This is a genomic window from Gellertiella hungarica, assembly GCF_014197145.1.
Taxonomy (GTDB): Bacteria; Pseudomonadota; Alphaproteobacteria; order Rhizobiales; family Rhizobiaceae; genus Gellertiella; species Gellertiella hungarica.
Genome location: NZ_JACIEZ010000004.1, coordinates 19,506 through 34,147, shown reverse-complemented (window position 1 = coordinate 34,147; position 14,642 = coordinate 19,506). Strand labels below are relative to the sequence as shown.

The 14,642-nt window shown below is 61.6% G+C and carries 17 protein-coding genes and 1 tRNA gene; 6 read left to right on the top strand and 12 right to left on the bottom strand.

Features of this window, described 5'->3' with window-relative positions; translation table 11 throughout:
- Positions 1-11: 11 nt before the first annotated feature.
- Complete coding sequence (gene argH, locus GGR23_RS11465) at positions 12-1,415, bottom strand: argininosuccinate lyase (RefSeq protein ID WP_183366428.1); 1,404 nt, start codon at positions 1,413-1,415, stop codon at positions 12-14.
- Between the two features lie 23 nt (positions 1,416-1,438).
- On the opposite strand from argH, the gene tlpA reads away from it, so the two are divergent.
- Complete coding sequence (gene tlpA / locus GGR23_RS11460; RefSeq protein ID WP_183366427.1) at positions 1,439-2,113, top strand: thiol:disulfide interchange protein TlpA; 675 nt, start codon at positions 1,439-1,441, stop codon at positions 2,111-2,113.
- Positions 2,114-2,126: 13 nt separating this feature from the next.
- On the opposite strand, the gene GGR23_RS11455 is transcribed toward tlpA, so the two are convergent.
- The 7 genes from GGR23_RS11455 to GGR23_RS11425 all read right to left on the bottom strand — a co-directional run bounded on the left by GGR23_RS11455 (position 2,127) and on the right by GGR23_RS11425 (position 7,677).
- Positions 2,127-2,999: a 3-hydroxybutyryl-CoA dehydrogenase gene (locus GGR23_RS11455; RefSeq protein WP_183366426.1), complete on the bottom strand. Its 873-nt coding sequence runs from the start codon at positions 2,997-2,999 to the stop codon at positions 2,127-2,129.
- 143 nt (positions 3,000-3,142) lie between these two features.
- The gene (locus tag GGR23_RS11450; RefSeq protein ID WP_183366425.1) at positions 3,143-4,072 is read right to left on the bottom strand and encodes an electron transfer flavoprotein subunit alpha/FixB family protein; all 930 of its coding nucleotides are present in this window, start codon (positions 4,070-4,072) and stop codon (positions 3,143-3,145) included.
- A gap of 24 nt (positions 4,073-4,096) precedes the next feature.
- Positions 4,097-4,846 (bottom strand): electron transfer flavoprotein subunit beta/FixA family protein, encoded by a 750-nt coding sequence (locus GGR23_RS11445; RefSeq protein WP_183366424.1) that lies wholly within the window; start codon positions 4,844-4,846, stop codon positions 4,097-4,099.
- 162 nt (positions 4,847-5,008) lie between these two features.
- On the bottom strand, positions 5,009-5,818 hold the full coding sequence (locus GGR23_RS11440; RefSeq protein WP_183366423.1) for a rhomboid family intramembrane serine protease: 810 nt from the start codon (positions 5,816-5,818) through the stop codon (positions 5,009-5,011).
- Between the two features lie 93 nt (positions 5,819-5,911).
- Positions 5,912-6,490 carry a cob(I)yrinic acid a,c-diamide adenosyltransferase gene (locus tag GGR23_RS11435; protein ID WP_183366422.1) on the bottom strand — a complete coding sequence of 193 codons (579 nt, stop codon included), beginning with the start codon at positions 6,488-6,490 and terminating at the stop codon, positions 5,912-5,914.
- Positions 6,491-6,618: 128 nt separating this feature from the next.
- On the bottom strand, positions 6,619-6,816 hold the full coding sequence (locus tag GGR23_RS11430) for a twin transmembrane helix small protein (protein ID WP_183366421.1): 198 nt from the start codon (positions 6,814-6,816) through the stop codon (positions 6,619-6,621).
- A gap of 27 nt (positions 6,817-6,843) precedes the next feature.
- Positions 6,844-7,677 carry an SDR family oxidoreductase gene (locus GGR23_RS11425; protein WP_183366420.1) on the bottom strand — a complete coding sequence of 278 codons (834 nt, stop codon included), beginning with the start codon at positions 7,675-7,677 and terminating at the stop codon, positions 6,844-6,846.
- A 92-nt stretch (positions 7,678-7,769) separates the two neighbouring features.
- On the opposite strand from GGR23_RS11425, the gene GGR23_RS11420 reads away from it, so the two are divergent.
- Positions 7,770-8,681 (top strand): YihY/virulence factor BrkB family protein, encoded by a 912-nt coding sequence (locus GGR23_RS11420; RefSeq protein ID WP_183366419.1) that lies wholly within the window; start codon positions 7,770-7,772, stop codon positions 8,679-8,681.
- Here the strand turns inward: GGR23_RS11420 and gluQRS are convergent.
- Complete coding sequence (gluQRS, locus tag GGR23_RS11415; RefSeq protein ID WP_183366418.1) at positions 8,652-9,548, bottom strand: tRNA glutamyl-Q(34) synthetase GluQRS; 897 nt, start codon at positions 9,546-9,548, stop codon at positions 8,652-8,654. The genes GGR23_RS11420 and gluQRS overlap by 30 nt on opposite strands.
- 28 nt (positions 9,549-9,576) lie before the next feature.
- Here gluQRS and GGR23_RS11410 point away from each other — a divergent pair, with 28 nt between their 5' ends.
- Positions 9,577-10,221, top strand: coding sequence for a DNA glycosylase family protein (locus GGR23_RS11410; RefSeq protein WP_183366417.1), 645 nt, complete (start codon positions 9,577-9,579; stop codon positions 10,219-10,221).
- A gap of 112 nt (positions 10,222-10,333) precedes the next feature.
- Positions 10,334-10,891 carry an HNH endonuclease gene (locus tag GGR23_RS11405; RefSeq protein ID WP_183366416.1) on the top strand — a complete coding sequence of 186 codons (558 nt, stop codon included), beginning with the start codon at positions 10,334-10,336 and terminating at the stop codon, positions 10,889-10,891.
- A 7-nt stretch (positions 10,892-10,898) separates the two neighbouring features.
- Here the strand turns inward: GGR23_RS11405 and GGR23_RS11400 are convergent, their stop codons facing one another.
- Both GGR23_RS11400 and GGR23_RS11395 read right to left on the bottom strand, forming a co-directional pair.
- Positions 10,899-11,420 (bottom strand): disulfide bond formation protein B, encoded by a 522-nt coding sequence (locus GGR23_RS11400; protein WP_183366415.1) that lies wholly within the window; start codon positions 11,418-11,420, stop codon positions 10,899-10,901.
- Positions 11,421-11,432: 12 nt separating this feature from the next.
- A complete protein-coding gene (locus tag GGR23_RS11395) occupies positions 11,433-12,023 on the bottom strand; it encodes a YqaA family protein (protein WP_183366414.1) in 591 nt (196 codons plus the stop codon).
- A gap of 197 nt (positions 12,024-12,220) precedes the next feature.
- Between GGR23_RS11395 and GGR23_RS11390 the strand changes: the two genes are divergently transcribed.
- Both GGR23_RS11390 and GGR23_RS11385 read left to right on the top strand, forming a co-directional pair.
- A complete protein-coding gene (locus GGR23_RS11390; RefSeq protein WP_183366413.1) occupies positions 12,221-13,201 on the top strand; it encodes a flagellin N-terminal helical domain-containing protein in 981 nt (326 codons plus the stop codon).
- Between the two features lie 67 nt (positions 13,202-13,268).
- Positions 13,269-13,353 (top strand) — tRNA-Leu (locus GGR23_RS11385).
- A gap of 401 nt (positions 13,354-13,754) precedes the next feature.
- Here GGR23_RS11385 and GGR23_RS11380 read toward each other — a convergent pair.
- Positions 13,755-14,633 carry a glycoside hydrolase family protein gene (locus GGR23_RS11380; protein WP_246365304.1) on the bottom strand — a complete coding sequence of 293 codons (879 nt, stop codon included), beginning with the start codon at positions 14,631-14,633 and terminating at the stop codon, positions 13,755-13,757.
- Positions 14,634-14,642 lie beyond the last annotated feature (9 nt).

Sequence of the window (14,642 nt, the reverse complement as noted above, 5' to 3'; positions counted from 1 at the left end):
CCCGCCCTGTTTCAGACCCGTTCGCGCCAATAGGCAATCTGCCGGCGAACTTCGGCCGGTGCCGTTCCGCCATAGCTCTTCCGCGACGCCACCGAGGCCTCGACGGTCAAAACGGAATACACGCCATCGTTGATGGCGGGGTTGATCGCCTTCAGGTCATCCAGTGCGAGTTCGGAAAGCGTGCAACCCCTGGCCTCGGCAGCAGCGACCGCGCGTCCGGTGACATGGTGGGCTTCACGGAAGGGAAGCCCCGCTTCGCGCACGAGCCAGTCGGCAAGGTCGGTCGCAGTCGAGAAGCCGGAACCTGCGGCTTCCTTCATGCGGTCCGTGCGCACGGTCATGTCGCGCACCATTCCGGTCATGGCCGCAAGCGCGAGCTCCAGGCTCTCCGCCGCGTCGAAGACCTGTTCCTTGTCTTCCTGCATATCCTTCGAATAGGCCAGCGGCAGGCCCTTCATAACCGTCAGCAAGGCGATCAGAGACCCGTTGATGCGACCGGTCTTTGCCCGCACCAGCTCGGCGGCGTCGGGATTCTTCTTCTGCGGCATGATGGAGGAGCCGGTCGAAAAGGCGTCGGAAAGGCGAACGAAGCCGAATTGCGGCGTGGTCCAGATGACGATCTCTTCCGCCAACCGGGAAAGATGCATTGCAGTTATGGCGGCGACCGACAGGAATTCGAGCGCGAAGTCACGGTCCGAAACGGTATCGATGGAGTTGCGTGTCGGCTCACGGAAGCCGAGAGCCGACGCGGTCATGTGCCGGTCGATCGGGTAGGGCGTGCCTGCCAGGGCTGCCGCGCCGATCGGGCTTTCGTCGAGATGCTCGATGGCGTGGCGCACGCGGGCGCGGTCCCTTCCGAACATTTCCACATAGGCCATGCAGTGGTGGCCAAAGGTAACCGGCTGGGCGGTCTGCAGGTGCGTGAAGCCGGGCATGACGGTGTCGGCATGCTCTTCCGCCCGGTCGAGGAAGGCGGCGATCAGCTTGGTGAGAGCCGCATCCGTGCGCTGGAGTTCAGCCTTGACCCAGAGGCGGAAGTCCAGGGCAACCTGGTCGTTGCGCGAGCGCGCGGTGTGCAGACGCCCCGCCGCCGGACCGATCAGCGTTGCAAGCCGGGCCTCGATGTTCATGTGGATGTCTTCAAGCTTCCGTGAGAAGGCGAAGTTGCCACTTTCGATTTCGCCGCGAATGGTGTTCAAGCCTGAGACGATCGCGTCCCGGTCGCTCTCGGTGATGATGCCCTGCTTTGCCAGCATCGTCGCATGCGCTATCGAGCCGCGGATATCTTCGGCATACAGCTTCTTGTCGAAGTCGATGGAGGCATTTATCTCCTCCATGATGGCATCCGGTCCGGACGCGAAGCGCCCGCCCCACATCTGATTGGAAGCTTGAGTGTCGGAAGTGCCGTTTGCCATGCGCTACCATCCTGGAGACTGAAATGACAGTGAAGAAGCCTCTCGGCCTTCCCCCCGTCCTCTTGATCGCGGCTGCCCTTGTTGCGGGCGGCCTTGCCGGTGTGGCAGCGGTATACGTGAATGGGGCCGGGTCTGGCAATGCCGGTCAGGCGTCCGGCGGTACGGTTGCCTCCGCTTCGCAATGCCAGATACCTCCGGCGCGCAAGGCGGCCTTTGCTGCCGCCGCCAAAGGAGCGGTGGCTGCGATGACACCGCTCGATCCGCCCCGCCTGCTGGATGGCGTAGGCTTCAAGAGTCCCGATGGAAAGGACCTCACCCTCAAGGACTTTGCAGGAAAGACGGTCTTGCTCAATCTTTGGGCCACCTGGTGCTTTCCGTGCCGCGAGGAGATGCCGGCGCTCGATCGGCTGGAGAACCTCGCCGGTGGCAATGCCTTCGAGGTCGTCGCCGTCAATATCGACACGGGATCCGACGAGAAGCCGAAGGCCTTTCTCACCGAAACCGGAATCAAGCATCTGAAGTCCTATCGGGACAGTTCGATGGGAATTTTCAATGCGCTGAAGAAGGAAGGCCTCGCCCTCGGACTGCCGGTCAGCCTCCTGATCGACGAAAAGGGTTGCGTTCTCGGCTCGATGAATGGCCCTGCCGCATGGGATGGGCCGGAAGCGCGCGCGCTGATCGAGGCTGCGGGGAGCTGAGGCTCCCCACCGATCAGCGAGTGGGGACCGGGTGTTCGCCGCGGTAATCGTAGAAGCCGCGACCCGACTTGCGGCCAAGCCAGCCTGCCTCGACATATTTCACGAGCAGCGGACAGGGCCGATACTTGCTGTCGGCCAGCCCGTCATGCAGCACCTGCATGATCGACAGGCAGGTGTCCAGACCGATGAAATCGGCGAGCTGCAACGGGCCCATCGGATGGTTCGCGCCAAGCCGCATGGCGGTATCGATGGCCTCGACCGTGCCCACACCTTCATAGAGCGTGTAGATTGCCTCGTTGATCATCGGCAGCAGAATGCGGTTGACGATGAAGGCGGGGAAATCTTCCGCGACAGTGGTGGTCTTGTCGAGCGTGTTGACGAATTCCCGAGCGGCCTGGAACGTTTCCTCGTCGGTTGCGATGCCGCGGACCAGTTCCACGAGCTTCATCACCGGCACGGGGTTCATGAAGTGGATGCCCATGAAACGTTCGGCGCGATCGGTCGAGGAGGCGAGACGGGTGATCGAAAGCGAGGAGGTGTTCGTGGCCAGGATCGCCTCGGGCTTCAGCACGGGACAGACCTGCGCGTAGATCTTGCGCTTGACGGATTCGTCTTCGGTTGCCGCCTCTATGACGAGATCCGCATTGGCGAGGTCGTTGACGTCGGCAGATGCGGTGATCCGCGACAGGGCCTGATTGCGCGCGTCGTCGGACATCTTGCCGGAAGAGACTTGGCGGGCAAGATTGCCGTTGATCGTGGCGAGTGCAGGTTCGATCCGCTCCTTGGCAACATCATAGATGTGCACCTTGTAGCCTGCTACCGCAGAGACATGGGCAATGCCGCAGCCCATCTGACCTGCGCCGATGATGCCGATGTTCTTGATCATGTCGACCTCCTGAGGGCAGGAACTGCCTGCACCGGACCAGAAATTTGCCGGGCTCCTTCAGAACCCGGCAAGAGTGATAGTCTGCTGTACGTCGATTGACCAGCCCCATCTTTCGCAGAAGAGGCGTGCGGTTAAGGACTGGCTCACAGAGCCTTTTCGAGCTCCGGCAGAGCTTCGAAGATGTCGGCGACGAGACCGTAGTCGGCCACCTGGAAGATCGGGGCTTCCTCGTCCTTGTTGATGGCAACGATGACCTTGGAGTCCTTCATCCCGGCGAGATGCTGGATCGCACCGGAGATGCCGCAGGCGATGTAAAGCTGCGGGGCGACCACCTTGCCGGTCTGGCCGACCTGCCAGTCGTTCGGAGCGTAGCCTGCATCGACCGCCGCGCGCGAGGCGCCGACGGCGGCACCGAGCTTGTCGGCGACCGGAAGGATGACTTCCTTGAACTTCTCGGCCGAACCGACGGCACGGCCGCCGGACACGATGATCTTGGCCGAGGTCAGTTCCGGGCGGTCGGAAGACGACAGGGCGTCGGCAACGTGGCTGGAAACACCCGGGTTGCCGGCGGCCGAAATGCTCTCGACAGCAGCCGAACCGCCTTCACCGGCAGAAGCGAAGGAGGCCGTCCGCACCGTGATCACCTTCTTGGCGTCGGTGGACTGGACGGTCTGGATCGCGTTGCCTGCATAGATCGGACGCTTGAAGGTGTCTGCAGAGACAACTTCGGTGATTTCCGAGACCTGCATGACGTCGAGCAGGGCGGCAACGCGCGGCATCACGTTCTTGGCGACCGAGGTCGCGGCTGCGATGATCGTGTCATAGGAGCCGGCGAGAGAAACGATCAGAGCAGCAAGCGGTTCTGCCAGGTTGTTTGCAAGGTCGTCGCTTTCGGCGAGCAGCACCTTGGAGACGCCGGAGAGCTTGGCGGCAGCCGAAGCGGCGGCAGATGCACCCTTGCCGGCCACCAGGACGTGGATGTCGCCGCCGATCTTCTGTGCAGCGGAAAGCGCCTTGGCGGTCTGGTCGGAAACGGTGGTGTTGTCGTGTTCTGCGAGAAGCAGGATAGCCATTTGAATTTCTCCTATCCTTGAAACTTAGAGGACGCCGGCTTCGGTCTTGAGCTTTTCAACCAGCTCGGCGACAGACTTGACCTTGACGCCAGCCTTGCGGCCTTCCGGCTCCTCGGTCTTCAGAACCTTGAGGCGGGCTGCGGTCGACACGTTGAAGTCGGCGGGAGTCTTCTTGTCGAGCGGCTTCTTCTTCGCCTTCATGATGTTCGGCAGAGAGGCATAGCGCGGCTCGTTGAGGCGCAGGTCGGTGGTGACGACGGCCGGCAGCTTGATATCGATGGTCTGGAGACCACCGTCGACTTCGCGCGTGACGGTTGCCTTGTCTGCACCGATCTCGACCTTCGAAGCGAAGGTGCCCTGGGCCCAGCCGAGGAGGGCGGCGAGCATCTGGCCGGTCTGGTTGGCGTCGTCGTCGATCGCCTGCTTGCCGACAATCACGAGGCCGGGGTTTTCAGCTTCGACAACGCCCTTGAGGATCTTGGCGACAGCGAGCGGCTCGACGGTGTCGTCGGTCTCCACCAGGATGGCGCGGTCGGCACCCATGGCAAGCGCGGTGCGGAGCGTCTCTTCAGCCTTGGCCGGACCGATGGAGACGACGACCACTTCCTCGGCCTTGCCGGCTTCCTTCAGACGCAGCGCTTCCTCGACCGAGATTTCGTCGAAGGGGTTCATCGACATCTTGACGTTCGCGAGCTCAACGCCCGAACCATCCGGCTTCACGCGGATCTTCACGTTGTAATCAACCACGCGCTTCACGGGTACGAGGATCTTCATGGTGTTCTTCCTTCAAACTCTGTCGGCGGAAAAATGCGCCAAAGGGCACGGTCTTTGATGGTCGGTTGGCGACATGGAACCGCGCTTTTCCTCCGAAACGCCACACTTGCCCATGTCGGCCGCAAAATTCCGGTCCGGATTTAAAGCGCCCTGCCGGTTCCGTCAACGTCCCCACCGGGTTGCGGGAGGCGGGGAATCATCCGAGGAAGGGCCTTTCTTGTCGTTCTGAATGCGACGCCAGGGCTGAACGGGGACAGGCTCGTCCGCGGCCGCCCTGCTGCGTGCGATATCGCGATCGAATAACGGCACCCCCGGCCTTCTCAGAACCAGCACCAGGAGCCCGCCCGCAACGATTCCCCCCACATGTGCGGCAAAGGATACGCTGTCGCCCAGGCCTGTCACGAGTTCGAAGAACTGCTGGCCGATCCAGAAGACCAGCGGAATGAACGCCGGGAGCGGAACAGGAATCCCAAACAGGACGAGCACCCAAAGCCTTACATGCGGATGCAGGAGGGCATAGGCTATCACCACGCCCGAAATCGCACCGGACGCCCCGATCAGGGGAGCTTCCGGCTGGCCCGTCAGGATCAGATGCAGGCCCGCGCCAGCCGCAGCGCAGGCCAGATAGAAGAACAGGAACTTCCCATGTCCCATGGCGTCCTCGACATTGTCGCCGAAGATGTAGAGGAAGATCATGTTGATCCCGATGTGCGAAATGCTGCCATGGAGGAAGGCGTAGGTCACGAAGGTTATTTCCGGCGGCACCAGCTGCAGGTCCGGAGGAAGAACCGCGGCATGCGTGACCAGCGCCGGAATGAACCCGAACAGCAGCACAAGCCTGTCTGCCAGGGCCGCGAGGCCGTCTGGCAGCATGAGCAGATAAACGGCGATGTTCGCAAGGATCAGCAGCCGCGTGACCACGGGTGTCCTGATGTGCCGTAGCGCATTCGCGTCATGGAGGGGTATCAGCATCTATCGCCCTTCTGCGTCGCTTTGCCGCGCCTGTTTCCGAAGATGGGCGAGGGCTCCCGCGCTGGCAAGAGGCACGAAGCGCGTGCCGGGAAATTACCTGTTCTGTCCGGGAACCCACAGCACGTCGGCGCGGCCCCGGTCATTGGCCATGCGGGCCGCAACGAAGAGGAAGTCCGACAGGCGGTTGAGATACTGGATCACTTCCGGTGCCACGATCTCCGTTTCTTCGCGGGACAGGGCCACCACAAGCCTCTCTGCCCTCCGTGCAATGGTGCGGGCCAGGTGAAGGTGGGCTGCAGCTTCGGATCCGCCGGGAAGCACGAAGGACGTCAAAGGCTCGAGTTCGGCATTGAGTTCATCGATGTCGGCCTCGACGCGGCTGACCTGCGACGGAACGATCCGCAGCGGTTCCCATTCGAGCTTTTCGCCGGTATCCGGCGTGGCAAGATCGGCCCCAAGATCGAAGAGATCGTTCTGGATCCGCTCCAGCATGCCGTCCAGAGGGTCCATGCCGCGGGTGTGCAGGCGCGCGATGCCGATTGCCGAATTCGTTTCGTCGACCGTGCCGTAGGCTTCGATGCGAAGGTCATGCTTGACGCGCCTCGGTCCGCTGACGAGGGCCGTGGTTCCGTTGTCTCCGGTGCGGGTGTAGATCTTGTTGAGCTTGACCATTCTCGTCTCTTCGACCGCGCATCAACACGTCGCGGCTATCTTGATGTTCGTCAGTTTCAGCCTGTCACGTCTCGGTCAGGCCGGCTTTTTCCGGCGCGCCAGCGACCGGCGCAAACAGGGCCAAACGATCAGCGCCCGCCGCCCGTCAGCCAGAGGGTCAGCATGATCAGCGCCACGGCGAGCGCCTGCAGCAGCACGCGCATCTGCATCAGCTTGTTGGACAGGTTGGCGTTGCCACCCTTCATCATGTTGAAGAGGCCACGAACAAGAACGAGCGCGACGAGGCCCATGACGATGAGGGCGAGCACGGTGGTAAAGCCGGACATGGCGATCTGTATACCTTTCGAGGGCGTTTAGTCGAACCGGCGCAGCAACCTGTAGAACAGGTCCGCGGGCATCAGCTTCTTCAGGAAATAGCCGCGTTTGGCCGGGGTGGTGACGAGATAATGAGGGCGCGGTCTCGCGGAGGTCAAGGCTTCGATCAGCACTTTGTAGACGGCCTCCGGGCCGAGCTTGTAGCGGTTTACAGGTCCCGTGCCGTCCAGCCGGGCGAGTTCGCGGCGATAGGCCGCAGCATGTACGGAACTCTCGAGGTCGATGTTGTCCTTGATCCGAGCGAGGGCATTGGCCGTGAAACGGGATGCAATCGGTCCGGGCTCGATCAGGCTGACGAAAATCCCGCTACCGTCGAGTTCCATGCGGAGCGTCAGGCTCAATCCTTCGAGCGCGAACTTGGAAGCGGTGTAAGCACCGCGCCAGCGATAGGGAACCAGGCCCAGGATCGACGAGCACTGGACAATTCTCCCGGCACCGGTGCGCCTCATGTGGGGAATGACGAGGCGTGTCAGATGATGCCATCCGAACAGATTGACCTCGAACTGCTCCCGCAGGGCTTCGACGGGCAGATCTTCCACCGCGCCCGGCTGGCCGTAGGCTCCATTGTTGAAGAGCGCATCGATCCGACCCCCTGATCTGGCGAGGACCGCGGCAACCATGGCCTCGATGCTGGCATGGTCGCGATAATCCATCAGGAAGGTCTCAATGCCATCCGCATCCAGAGCCCGGCGATCTTCTTCCCGTCGCACGGTGGCGAATACCCGCCATCCATCTTTCTTCAACGCATGGGCACAATACGCGCCGATGCCGCTGGAAGTTCCGGTGACGATGATCGTTTTTCGGCCGTCCATGGCGATTCCTGTACAAATGGTTTGCGGTTTCCCATATTCGGCTTCGCGGAAGGAGGGCTGGTCTGTCCTTCCGTCAATGAACCGGAGATGGAATGGCGACCTTTATCCGCATTGTTTACCGCGTCGTCTATGATGCGCTCTATCATTTTTCCGAAGATGACGGTTGGGCAATGGCAAGCCATGTCGCGCTCTCGACGCTGCTTGCTCTTTTCCCCTTCCTGATTTTCGGCACGACCCTGGCCACTTACATGGGCGCTGACCGTTTTGCCGAGACCGCCGTGCATCTCATCTTCGATACCTGGCCCCCCAGCATCGCCAAGCCGATCTCGGACGAAGTGCGTCAGGTTCTGACCATTCCGCGCAGCGGCCTTCTGACGATTTCGGTGCTGGCGGCGGCCTATTTTGCCTCCAACGGAGTTGAGGCGGTGCGGGTTTCGCTGAACCGAGCCTATCGCATCCCCGAAACGCGGCGTTGGTACATCACCCGTATCACGAGCCTTTTCTGGGTGCTCGCGGCCGTCCTGTCGCTCGCGGCCATCAGCCTTCTCCTTGTGGTGGTTCCGGTTGCGCTCGGCTTTGCGGAGCAACGTTTTCCCTGGATGAAGGAGCCGCTCGGTGTTCTGGCCAGCTGGCGTGTCTATGGCACGCTTCTGGTGCTGACGGTCGGCGTAACCATTGCCCATCTCTGGCTTCCTGCCGGTCGCCGCCGCTTCCGGGACGTTCTTCCCGGCGTTTCCCTGACGCTAATTGCCTGGACGATCGGGGCTATCGTCTTTGCCTACTACATCACCACCTTCGCAAACTATGCCCGTACCTATGCCGGCCTGGCGTCGCTGATGATCGCCCTTGTCTTTCTCTACATGACCGCCGTCATCTTCATCATCGGTGCGGAGATCAATGCAGCAATGCTCAAGTACCGGGTGATGAACCGTCTGCTGCGACGGGTTACGGGAGAGCCCCTGCCGCCTCCGCCGTCACAGAGAGACCAGGCGGCGAATATCTGAAGGTGTAAGGCCCTGCGTTCGCAGTTCGGCGAGGGCAGTCGAGTTGCTGCTTTTTGAGAGCTTTCGGCCTTCTTCATCGAGGACGAGCCTGTGGTGGTGATAGACGGGCTCCGGCAGTCCCAGCAAGACCTGCAGCAGACGCTGGATGGCGGTTGCATGGTAAAGATCCTGGCCGCGGACCACATCAGTGACCCCTTGAGCGGCGTCGTCCACGACGACCGAGAGGGCGTAGCTGCCCGGGGCATCGGACCGGGACAAGACGATGTCTCCCCAGGCTGCGGGATTGGCCGCGACGCGGCGAGGCACGCCTTCACCCGTTTCCAGCCAGTCCAGATCAGGGCCTGCCATGGCAATCGCCTTTCCCACGTCGAGACGAATGGCATGGCGGTCGCCGCGCTTGAGCCTGGCCTCGCGTTCGGCCGCATCGCGAAGCCGGTCGATCGCGGGGTAGAGCGGTGCTCCGTCGGGGTCTCTTGGCCATGCAAGGCCCTCTGCCTGCGCCGCCATTACATGGTTGCGCACGTCTCCCCTCGTCATGAATGACGGGTAGGTGACGCCAAGCTCCGCAAGGCGTTGCAAGGCTGCCTGATAATCCTCGAGATGGTCCGATTGACGCCGTATCGGGCGATCGGAAGAAAGCCCCAGCCATGCAAGATCCTCGAGAATGCCCCTCTCGAGTTCGGGGGTGCAGCGCGTCCGGTCGATGTCTTCGATCCGGATGAGAAAAGTGCCTTCCGCGGCACGGGCCATGTCGTGGTTCAGGAACGCGGACAGGGCATGGCCGAGATGAAGCCTGCCGTTGGGGCTGGGAGCAAAGCGGAAAATGGCGGGTTGACGGTGCGTTTGGGGCATGGTCCCTTCTGCCATGATTTCCGGCTAGGGGAAAAGGACAGTCGTGGCCGAACCCGTTCTCGATCCCCCGTTTGGTGCTGCCCTTGACCGTCTGGCGGCGCGGGACCCCGCTCTCATTCCCATTATCGAAGCTGCCGGCCCCTTGCCGGAGCGACCGGGCCGGGCCGGTTTTGCCGGTCTCGCCAGCGTCGTCGTTTCGCAACTCGTGTCGCGCAGGAGTGCGGAGGCTATCTGGCAGCGCCTCGTTGACGAAACCGGAACGCTGGATGCGGTGCGTTTCATTGCCCTCGCAAAAGGGCATGGTCCGCGTCTCGGCCTGACCGCAGCCAAGGCGGATTGCCTGTCGAAGCTCGCAGAGGCCATCCTGAACGGCAAGCTTGATCTCGAGGCGGTAGGGCGGCTGCCGGCGGATCAGGCCATCTCCGCGCTGACCGCGCTGAAAGGCATCGGGCCCTGGACCGCGGAAGTGCACCTGCTCTTCAATGCGGGGCATCCGGACATTTTTCCGTCCGGGGACCTTGCCCTGCGCATCGCTGTCGGACGTGCCCTGGGCATCGGCGACCGCCCTGCCGCGGCACTTGTTAGCGCGATCGCTCGCCGCTGGTCGCCAGACCGCTCCGTTGCCGCCAGACTTTTCTGGGCCTTCTATGGGCGGCATCTCGCGCCCGCGGCCGACACACTTCCCTGAGACAACTGGTCTCGCGGGAATTCCGTGTTTTTCTGGATATTTGGCTTCACAAGCCTGTCACAAGCGACTTAGTATAAGTTCCTGGAAAGCAGAATCGATCAGGAGCATGACCTTGACGATTGCAGTCTCGCCGCAGGCCTTGCCGGCACTTGTACTGAATGCTGACTACAGGCCGCTGAGCTATTATCCCTTGTCGCTATGGTCCTGGCAGGACGCGATCAAGGCGGTTTTTCTCGACCGTGTGAACATCATCGCCGAATATGATCATTCGGTGTCGTCTCCGAGCTTCTCCATGCGCCTGCCGAGCGTGGTGTGCCTCAAGACCTATGTGCAGCCGACTCGCAATCCCGCCTTCACCCGCTTCAATGTTTTCCTGCGGGACAAGTTCGAATGTCAGTATTGCGGATCTCCTGATGATCTGACCTTCGACCACGTATTGCCCCGGGCCCATGGGGGGCAGACGACCTGGGAAAACGTGGTGACCGCCTGTTCCCCCTGCAATCTGCGGAAGGGGTCCAAGCTTCCGAAGCAGGCGGGCATGTTTCCTGCACAAAAGCCCTACCGGCCTTCGGTGCAGGATCTCCATAACAACGGCCGGCTTTTCCCGCCCAACTACCTGCATGAAAGCTGGATGGATTACCTCTACTGGGACAGCGAACTGCAGCCCTGACGCGCTATCAGGCGCGGCGCGTCGCCACGCCGCGAAAGGCGATGGTCGCCAGGATCAGGCTTGCGATGACGTTCCATCCGGCAAACGACAGCCCGAGCACCCGCAGCGACGCCTCCGTGCAGGATGGGCCCTTTACCTTGTTCAGGTCATCGAGCAGATTGCCCGCGTCCTGCGTGACGCCATTGGCACTGGTGGCACAGGTCGCGGGGCCTTCCCAGAAATGCCATTCCACGCCCGAATGGTAGACCCCGAGGCCGGCACCGACGATCATCATGACGCCGACCAGGGCGATCAACAGCCGTGTAAGCCAAGCGGGGCCGCCAAGGGCCGCGTTGAGTGCGGCAAGCAGGGCCACCGGAATGCCGTAATAATAGGGTTGTCGCTGCAGCAGGCAGAGAGCGCAGGGAATATAGCCGCCGATATGCTCGAAGCCGAGCGCCGATCCGACCGTGACGGCCATGCCGGCCGCCAGCAGAAGCGCCGTTGCAAAGCCGGGCTTGCCCGAGATCACCGTGTTTGCCGATACCATGGCCTTCTCCCCTCAATGCGCGAATAGCTTGTAGGCCACGAAAGTCAGGATGAGAACGCCGGCACCGATGCCGGCAAGAAGACCGAGGCGCTTCTCGATAAACTCACGGATCGGCTCACCGTAAACCCGGAGCAGCCACGCGATGAGATAGAACCGCGCCCCGCGCGCCAGAACTGCCGACACGATGAACAGCGCAAGGTTCACATGGGCCACCCCCGAGAGAATGGTGACCACCTTGATGGGGGGCAGGTGAGCGAGCCCCGATGTCACGAGCAGCAGGAGGATCGTCGAATAGTCGACGGATGTGCGCAGCGCCTCGAAGGCGTCCAGCTTGCCATAGAATTCCAGGACCGGCTTTGCCAGCGCCTCGAAGGCATAATAGCCGAGATACCAGCCTGCAATCCCCCCGAGGACCGATGCCAGCGTGGCCACGAAGGCATATCGCCAGGCCCTTTCGGGGCGAGCGAGGGCCATGGGCAGGAACAGGACATCGGCGGGAACGAGGAAAACGGAGCTCTCCACGAAGGCGATGACGGCGAGCCATTTTTCGGCCGACGGCCTTGCCGCGAGGGAGAGGGTCCAGTCGTAAAGGCGGCGCAGCATGGCATTCCGTTCCGTTTCAGTCGGCTGCTTTTTATGCGTCCGGCCTGCGCCTGTAAATGCCCGACGTGACAGGGGCGTTGACACTTGCGTGACGGCAAGCTGCGTTTGCCGAGATCGTGTCAATTTTAGTGTTTCCTGAACCAGAACAATAAGAGGATTATTATAGTAGTGGCACATCAATAAACGGGTGCCACTTCATGACAGTTCCAACATCCCGTCACCAGTCGGGTATCGGGCGGGCACAAGAACGCCTGGAGGAAGAACGCGCAACACTTCTGCAAAGAATGTCCTCGGGGCTTCGTATATCTTCGGCCAAGGACAATGCGGCTTTTTGGTCCGTTGCGCAGCGGGTCTCCGATGATCGGCGCATGCTGGAGGCCGTCGACCGGTCACTTGATTTCGGGGCGCTGCAAACGGACATGGCCGTAACCGCGCTCGAAGGTGTTCTCGAGAGCGTGACGGGAATAAACAGGCTTTTGAACCTCGCGCTGGAGCCTGGAGCGGATCGCGCCGCCCTCGGCAGGGAACTGGACACGCTGAAGTCCGGCATTGCCGGGATGATCAACTCTGCCGGCTTCAATGGCGTGAACTGGCTTGTGGACGATGTGCCTACCGCCAGCGCCTATTTGTCCTGGCCGGCCCATGAAATCGTAGCGGGTCTCGTCCGCAAATCCGACGGCTCCCTGTCTCTCTCGACCATAGATGCGCCGGGCAAGGATCTTCTGATGATCAGCACGAATGCCGCGACCGCCGGCAGGTTTGCTGCCGTCAGCTATCTCAATCCGATTGCCCAACCTGCCGGGGCTACCTATCCCACCATGTATTATCAGCTCGTGGGCACGGCGTCGCATCTTTGGGTCAACGCGCGTGATATTGCGCTGGCCGCTACGACGCCTGTCTCACACATCGAGGAAATGGTGACTGCGCTCGATAATGTCAGAACCAAGCTGGTTACCGCTTCGTCCGCGCTTGGCCTCGTGGCGAAGCGCATCGATATGCAGAAGCAATTCCACGCGCGTCTCGTGCTGGAGATGACCAGGGGCATAGGAGTGCTTGTCGATGCGGATCTGTCTGCCGATGCCGCGCGGCTGCGCGCCATCGAGGTGCGCCAAGCGCTTTGCCGCCTGTCCTTGCCGCTTGGCTCTTCTGAACCCGGCGTTCTGCTCCTCCTCGCCTGAGCACACTTAGCCGTTGCTTTTCGCGCCGGGCCTGCATTATATCGCCAGGTCTTCGCTTCGCGTGATTGCCCCATTGGCGGAACTGGTAGACGCGCTCGACTCAAAATCGAGTTCCGAAAGGAGTGCTGGTTCGATCCCGGCATGGGGCACCACTTCGCGATCCACGGATGTCCAGACAAATCCGTAAATTTCTGAAAGATCAATATAATTTAACGACCTAGCGTCCCCGATCGTTCATATCAGTCATCCGGACGGGATGACATTCGGTGAAAATGGCGGTCATATTCTCGGCCTCAGGCAGAAGGCCAACACCAGAAGGCCAACAATAGGCCGATACAAGATCGAGCGTGATGTTTATCCGGTCGGCATGCAAGCTTGTTCCGATCGAGAAGCGGCGCTGATCCGTGGACCTGTTTTTCCCGTTTACAGACGAGGTTCGGTATGGCTCTGCGATGCAGACCGTCCTGAGCCCCGGGCTCGGAAATGAGATAGGGGGCTTCAAGGGATGGGGTTCACAATGGGTGCACGGCCGTTTTATCCATCGCCAGCCTCTTCAAGCCGCCAGAGGCTCAAGGCTGCATTTGGCGATGCCGTAGCGCCAGCGGTGATTGGTGGCCTCGATCCGGCTTTGGTAGATCAGCAGGAGCTCGCCGTTGTGGAGGAGCACGGTGGAATGTCCGTTTTCGCCGGGCTGCTCCGGATGAAGCACGGGGCCTACGGACGCATAAGGACCCTCGACGCGATCCGCGAGCGCGAAGAAGACCCGCTGGCGCTGGCCGCGCGGGCCGGACGGCAGGAAGCAGGTGGCATTCAGCAGGATCTTCCCGTTGGGCAGCTGCACCAGCTGCGCGCCTTCAATCCCCCACTCATAATCGGGATCATCGCGACGGTTGTGGTGCGGCAGGTCGTTATGATCGAGGATCTTGCCGATGCGCTCCCAGGGCCCGAACCAGGTGCCGGACAGGCTGCGCGCCAGATAGACATCGGGCTGCGGCACACGCTCGAAGGGCGGCATAGCCGAGTAGACGATATACTTTTGCCCGTCGATTTCAGCCGGATGCGGATCGTAGACGCCGTGTTCATCCGTTCCGGGAATGGAAACCAGCGCAGGATTGAGCACGACCCAGCGGAAGCCGTCATTGGAAACCGCATGTTCCACGCGGCCATGCGGCTTCATGAATTCGGTCTGCACGAACATGTGGAACACGCCGTCCGCATAGATAACGCCCGGCGCGGCGATCCCCGACCCGGTGATCGGAAGCTTGATCGGATCCTGCTCCTGCCAGGGCCCTTCCAGCGAAGTGGCCGTTGCGTGGAGGATGTCCCATGTTTCCGTGGTGACCGTCCCCCCAGAGCCGAACATGTGCCATAGCGCACCGTCGAAGACGGGGCAGGGGTCCTTTACGTCCTCCTGCGCGTCGGGGTTGAACAATGGAAATAC

Excerpts from the sequence above, each read along its gene's own strand:
- argH (WP_183366428.1), bottom strand. The coding sequence starts at position 1,415 with ATGGCAAACGGCACTTCCGACACTCAAGCTTCCAATCAGATGTGGGGC.
- tlpA (WP_183366427.1), top strand. The coding sequence starts at position 1,439 with ATGACAGTGAAGAAGCCTCTCGGCCTTCCCCCCGTCCTCTTGATCGCG.
- GGR23_RS11455 (WP_183366426.1), bottom strand. The coding sequence starts at position 2,999 with ATGATCAAGAACATCGGCATCATCGGCGCAGGTCAGATGGGCTGCGGC.
- GGR23_RS11450 (WP_183366425.1), bottom strand. The coding sequence starts at position 4,072 with ATGGCTATCCTGCTTCTCGCAGAACACGACAACACCACCGTTTCCGAC.
- GGR23_RS11445 (WP_183366424.1), bottom strand. The coding sequence starts at position 4,846 with ATGAAGATCCTCGTACCCGTGAAGCGCGTGGTTGATTACAACGTGAAG.
- GGR23_RS11440 (WP_183366423.1), bottom strand. The coding sequence starts at position 5,818 with ATGCTGATACCCCTCCATGACGCGAATGCGCTACGGCACATCAGGACA.
- GGR23_RS11435 (WP_183366422.1), bottom strand. The coding sequence starts at position 6,490 with ATGGTCAAGCTCAACAAGATCTACACCCGCACCGGAGACAACGGAACC.
- GGR23_RS11430 (WP_183366421.1), bottom strand. The coding sequence starts at position 6,816 with ATGTCCGGCTTTACCACCGTGCTCGCCCTCATCGTCATGGGCCTCGTC.
- GGR23_RS11425 (WP_183366420.1), bottom strand. The coding sequence starts at position 7,677 with ATGGACGGCCGAAAAACGATCATCGTCACCGGAACTTCCAGCGGCATC.
- GGR23_RS11420 (WP_183366419.1), top strand. The coding sequence starts at position 7,770 with ATGGCGACCTTTATCCGCATTGTTTACCGCGTCGTCTATGATGCGCTC.
- gluQRS (WP_183366418.1), bottom strand. The coding sequence starts at position 9,548 with ATGGCAGAAGGGACCATGCCCCAAACGCACCGTCAACCCGCCATTTTC.
- GGR23_RS11400 (WP_183366415.1), bottom strand. The coding sequence starts at position 11,420 with ATGGTATCGGCAAACACGGTGATCTCGGGCAAGCCCGGCTTTGCAACG.
- GGR23_RS11395 (WP_183366414.1), bottom strand. The coding sequence starts at position 12,023 with ATGCTGCGCCGCCTTTACGACTGGACCCTCTCCCTCGCGGCAAGGCCG.
- GGR23_RS11390 (WP_183366413.1), top strand. The coding sequence starts at position 12,221 with ATGACAGTTCCAACATCCCGTCACCAGTCGGGTATCGGGCGGGCACAA.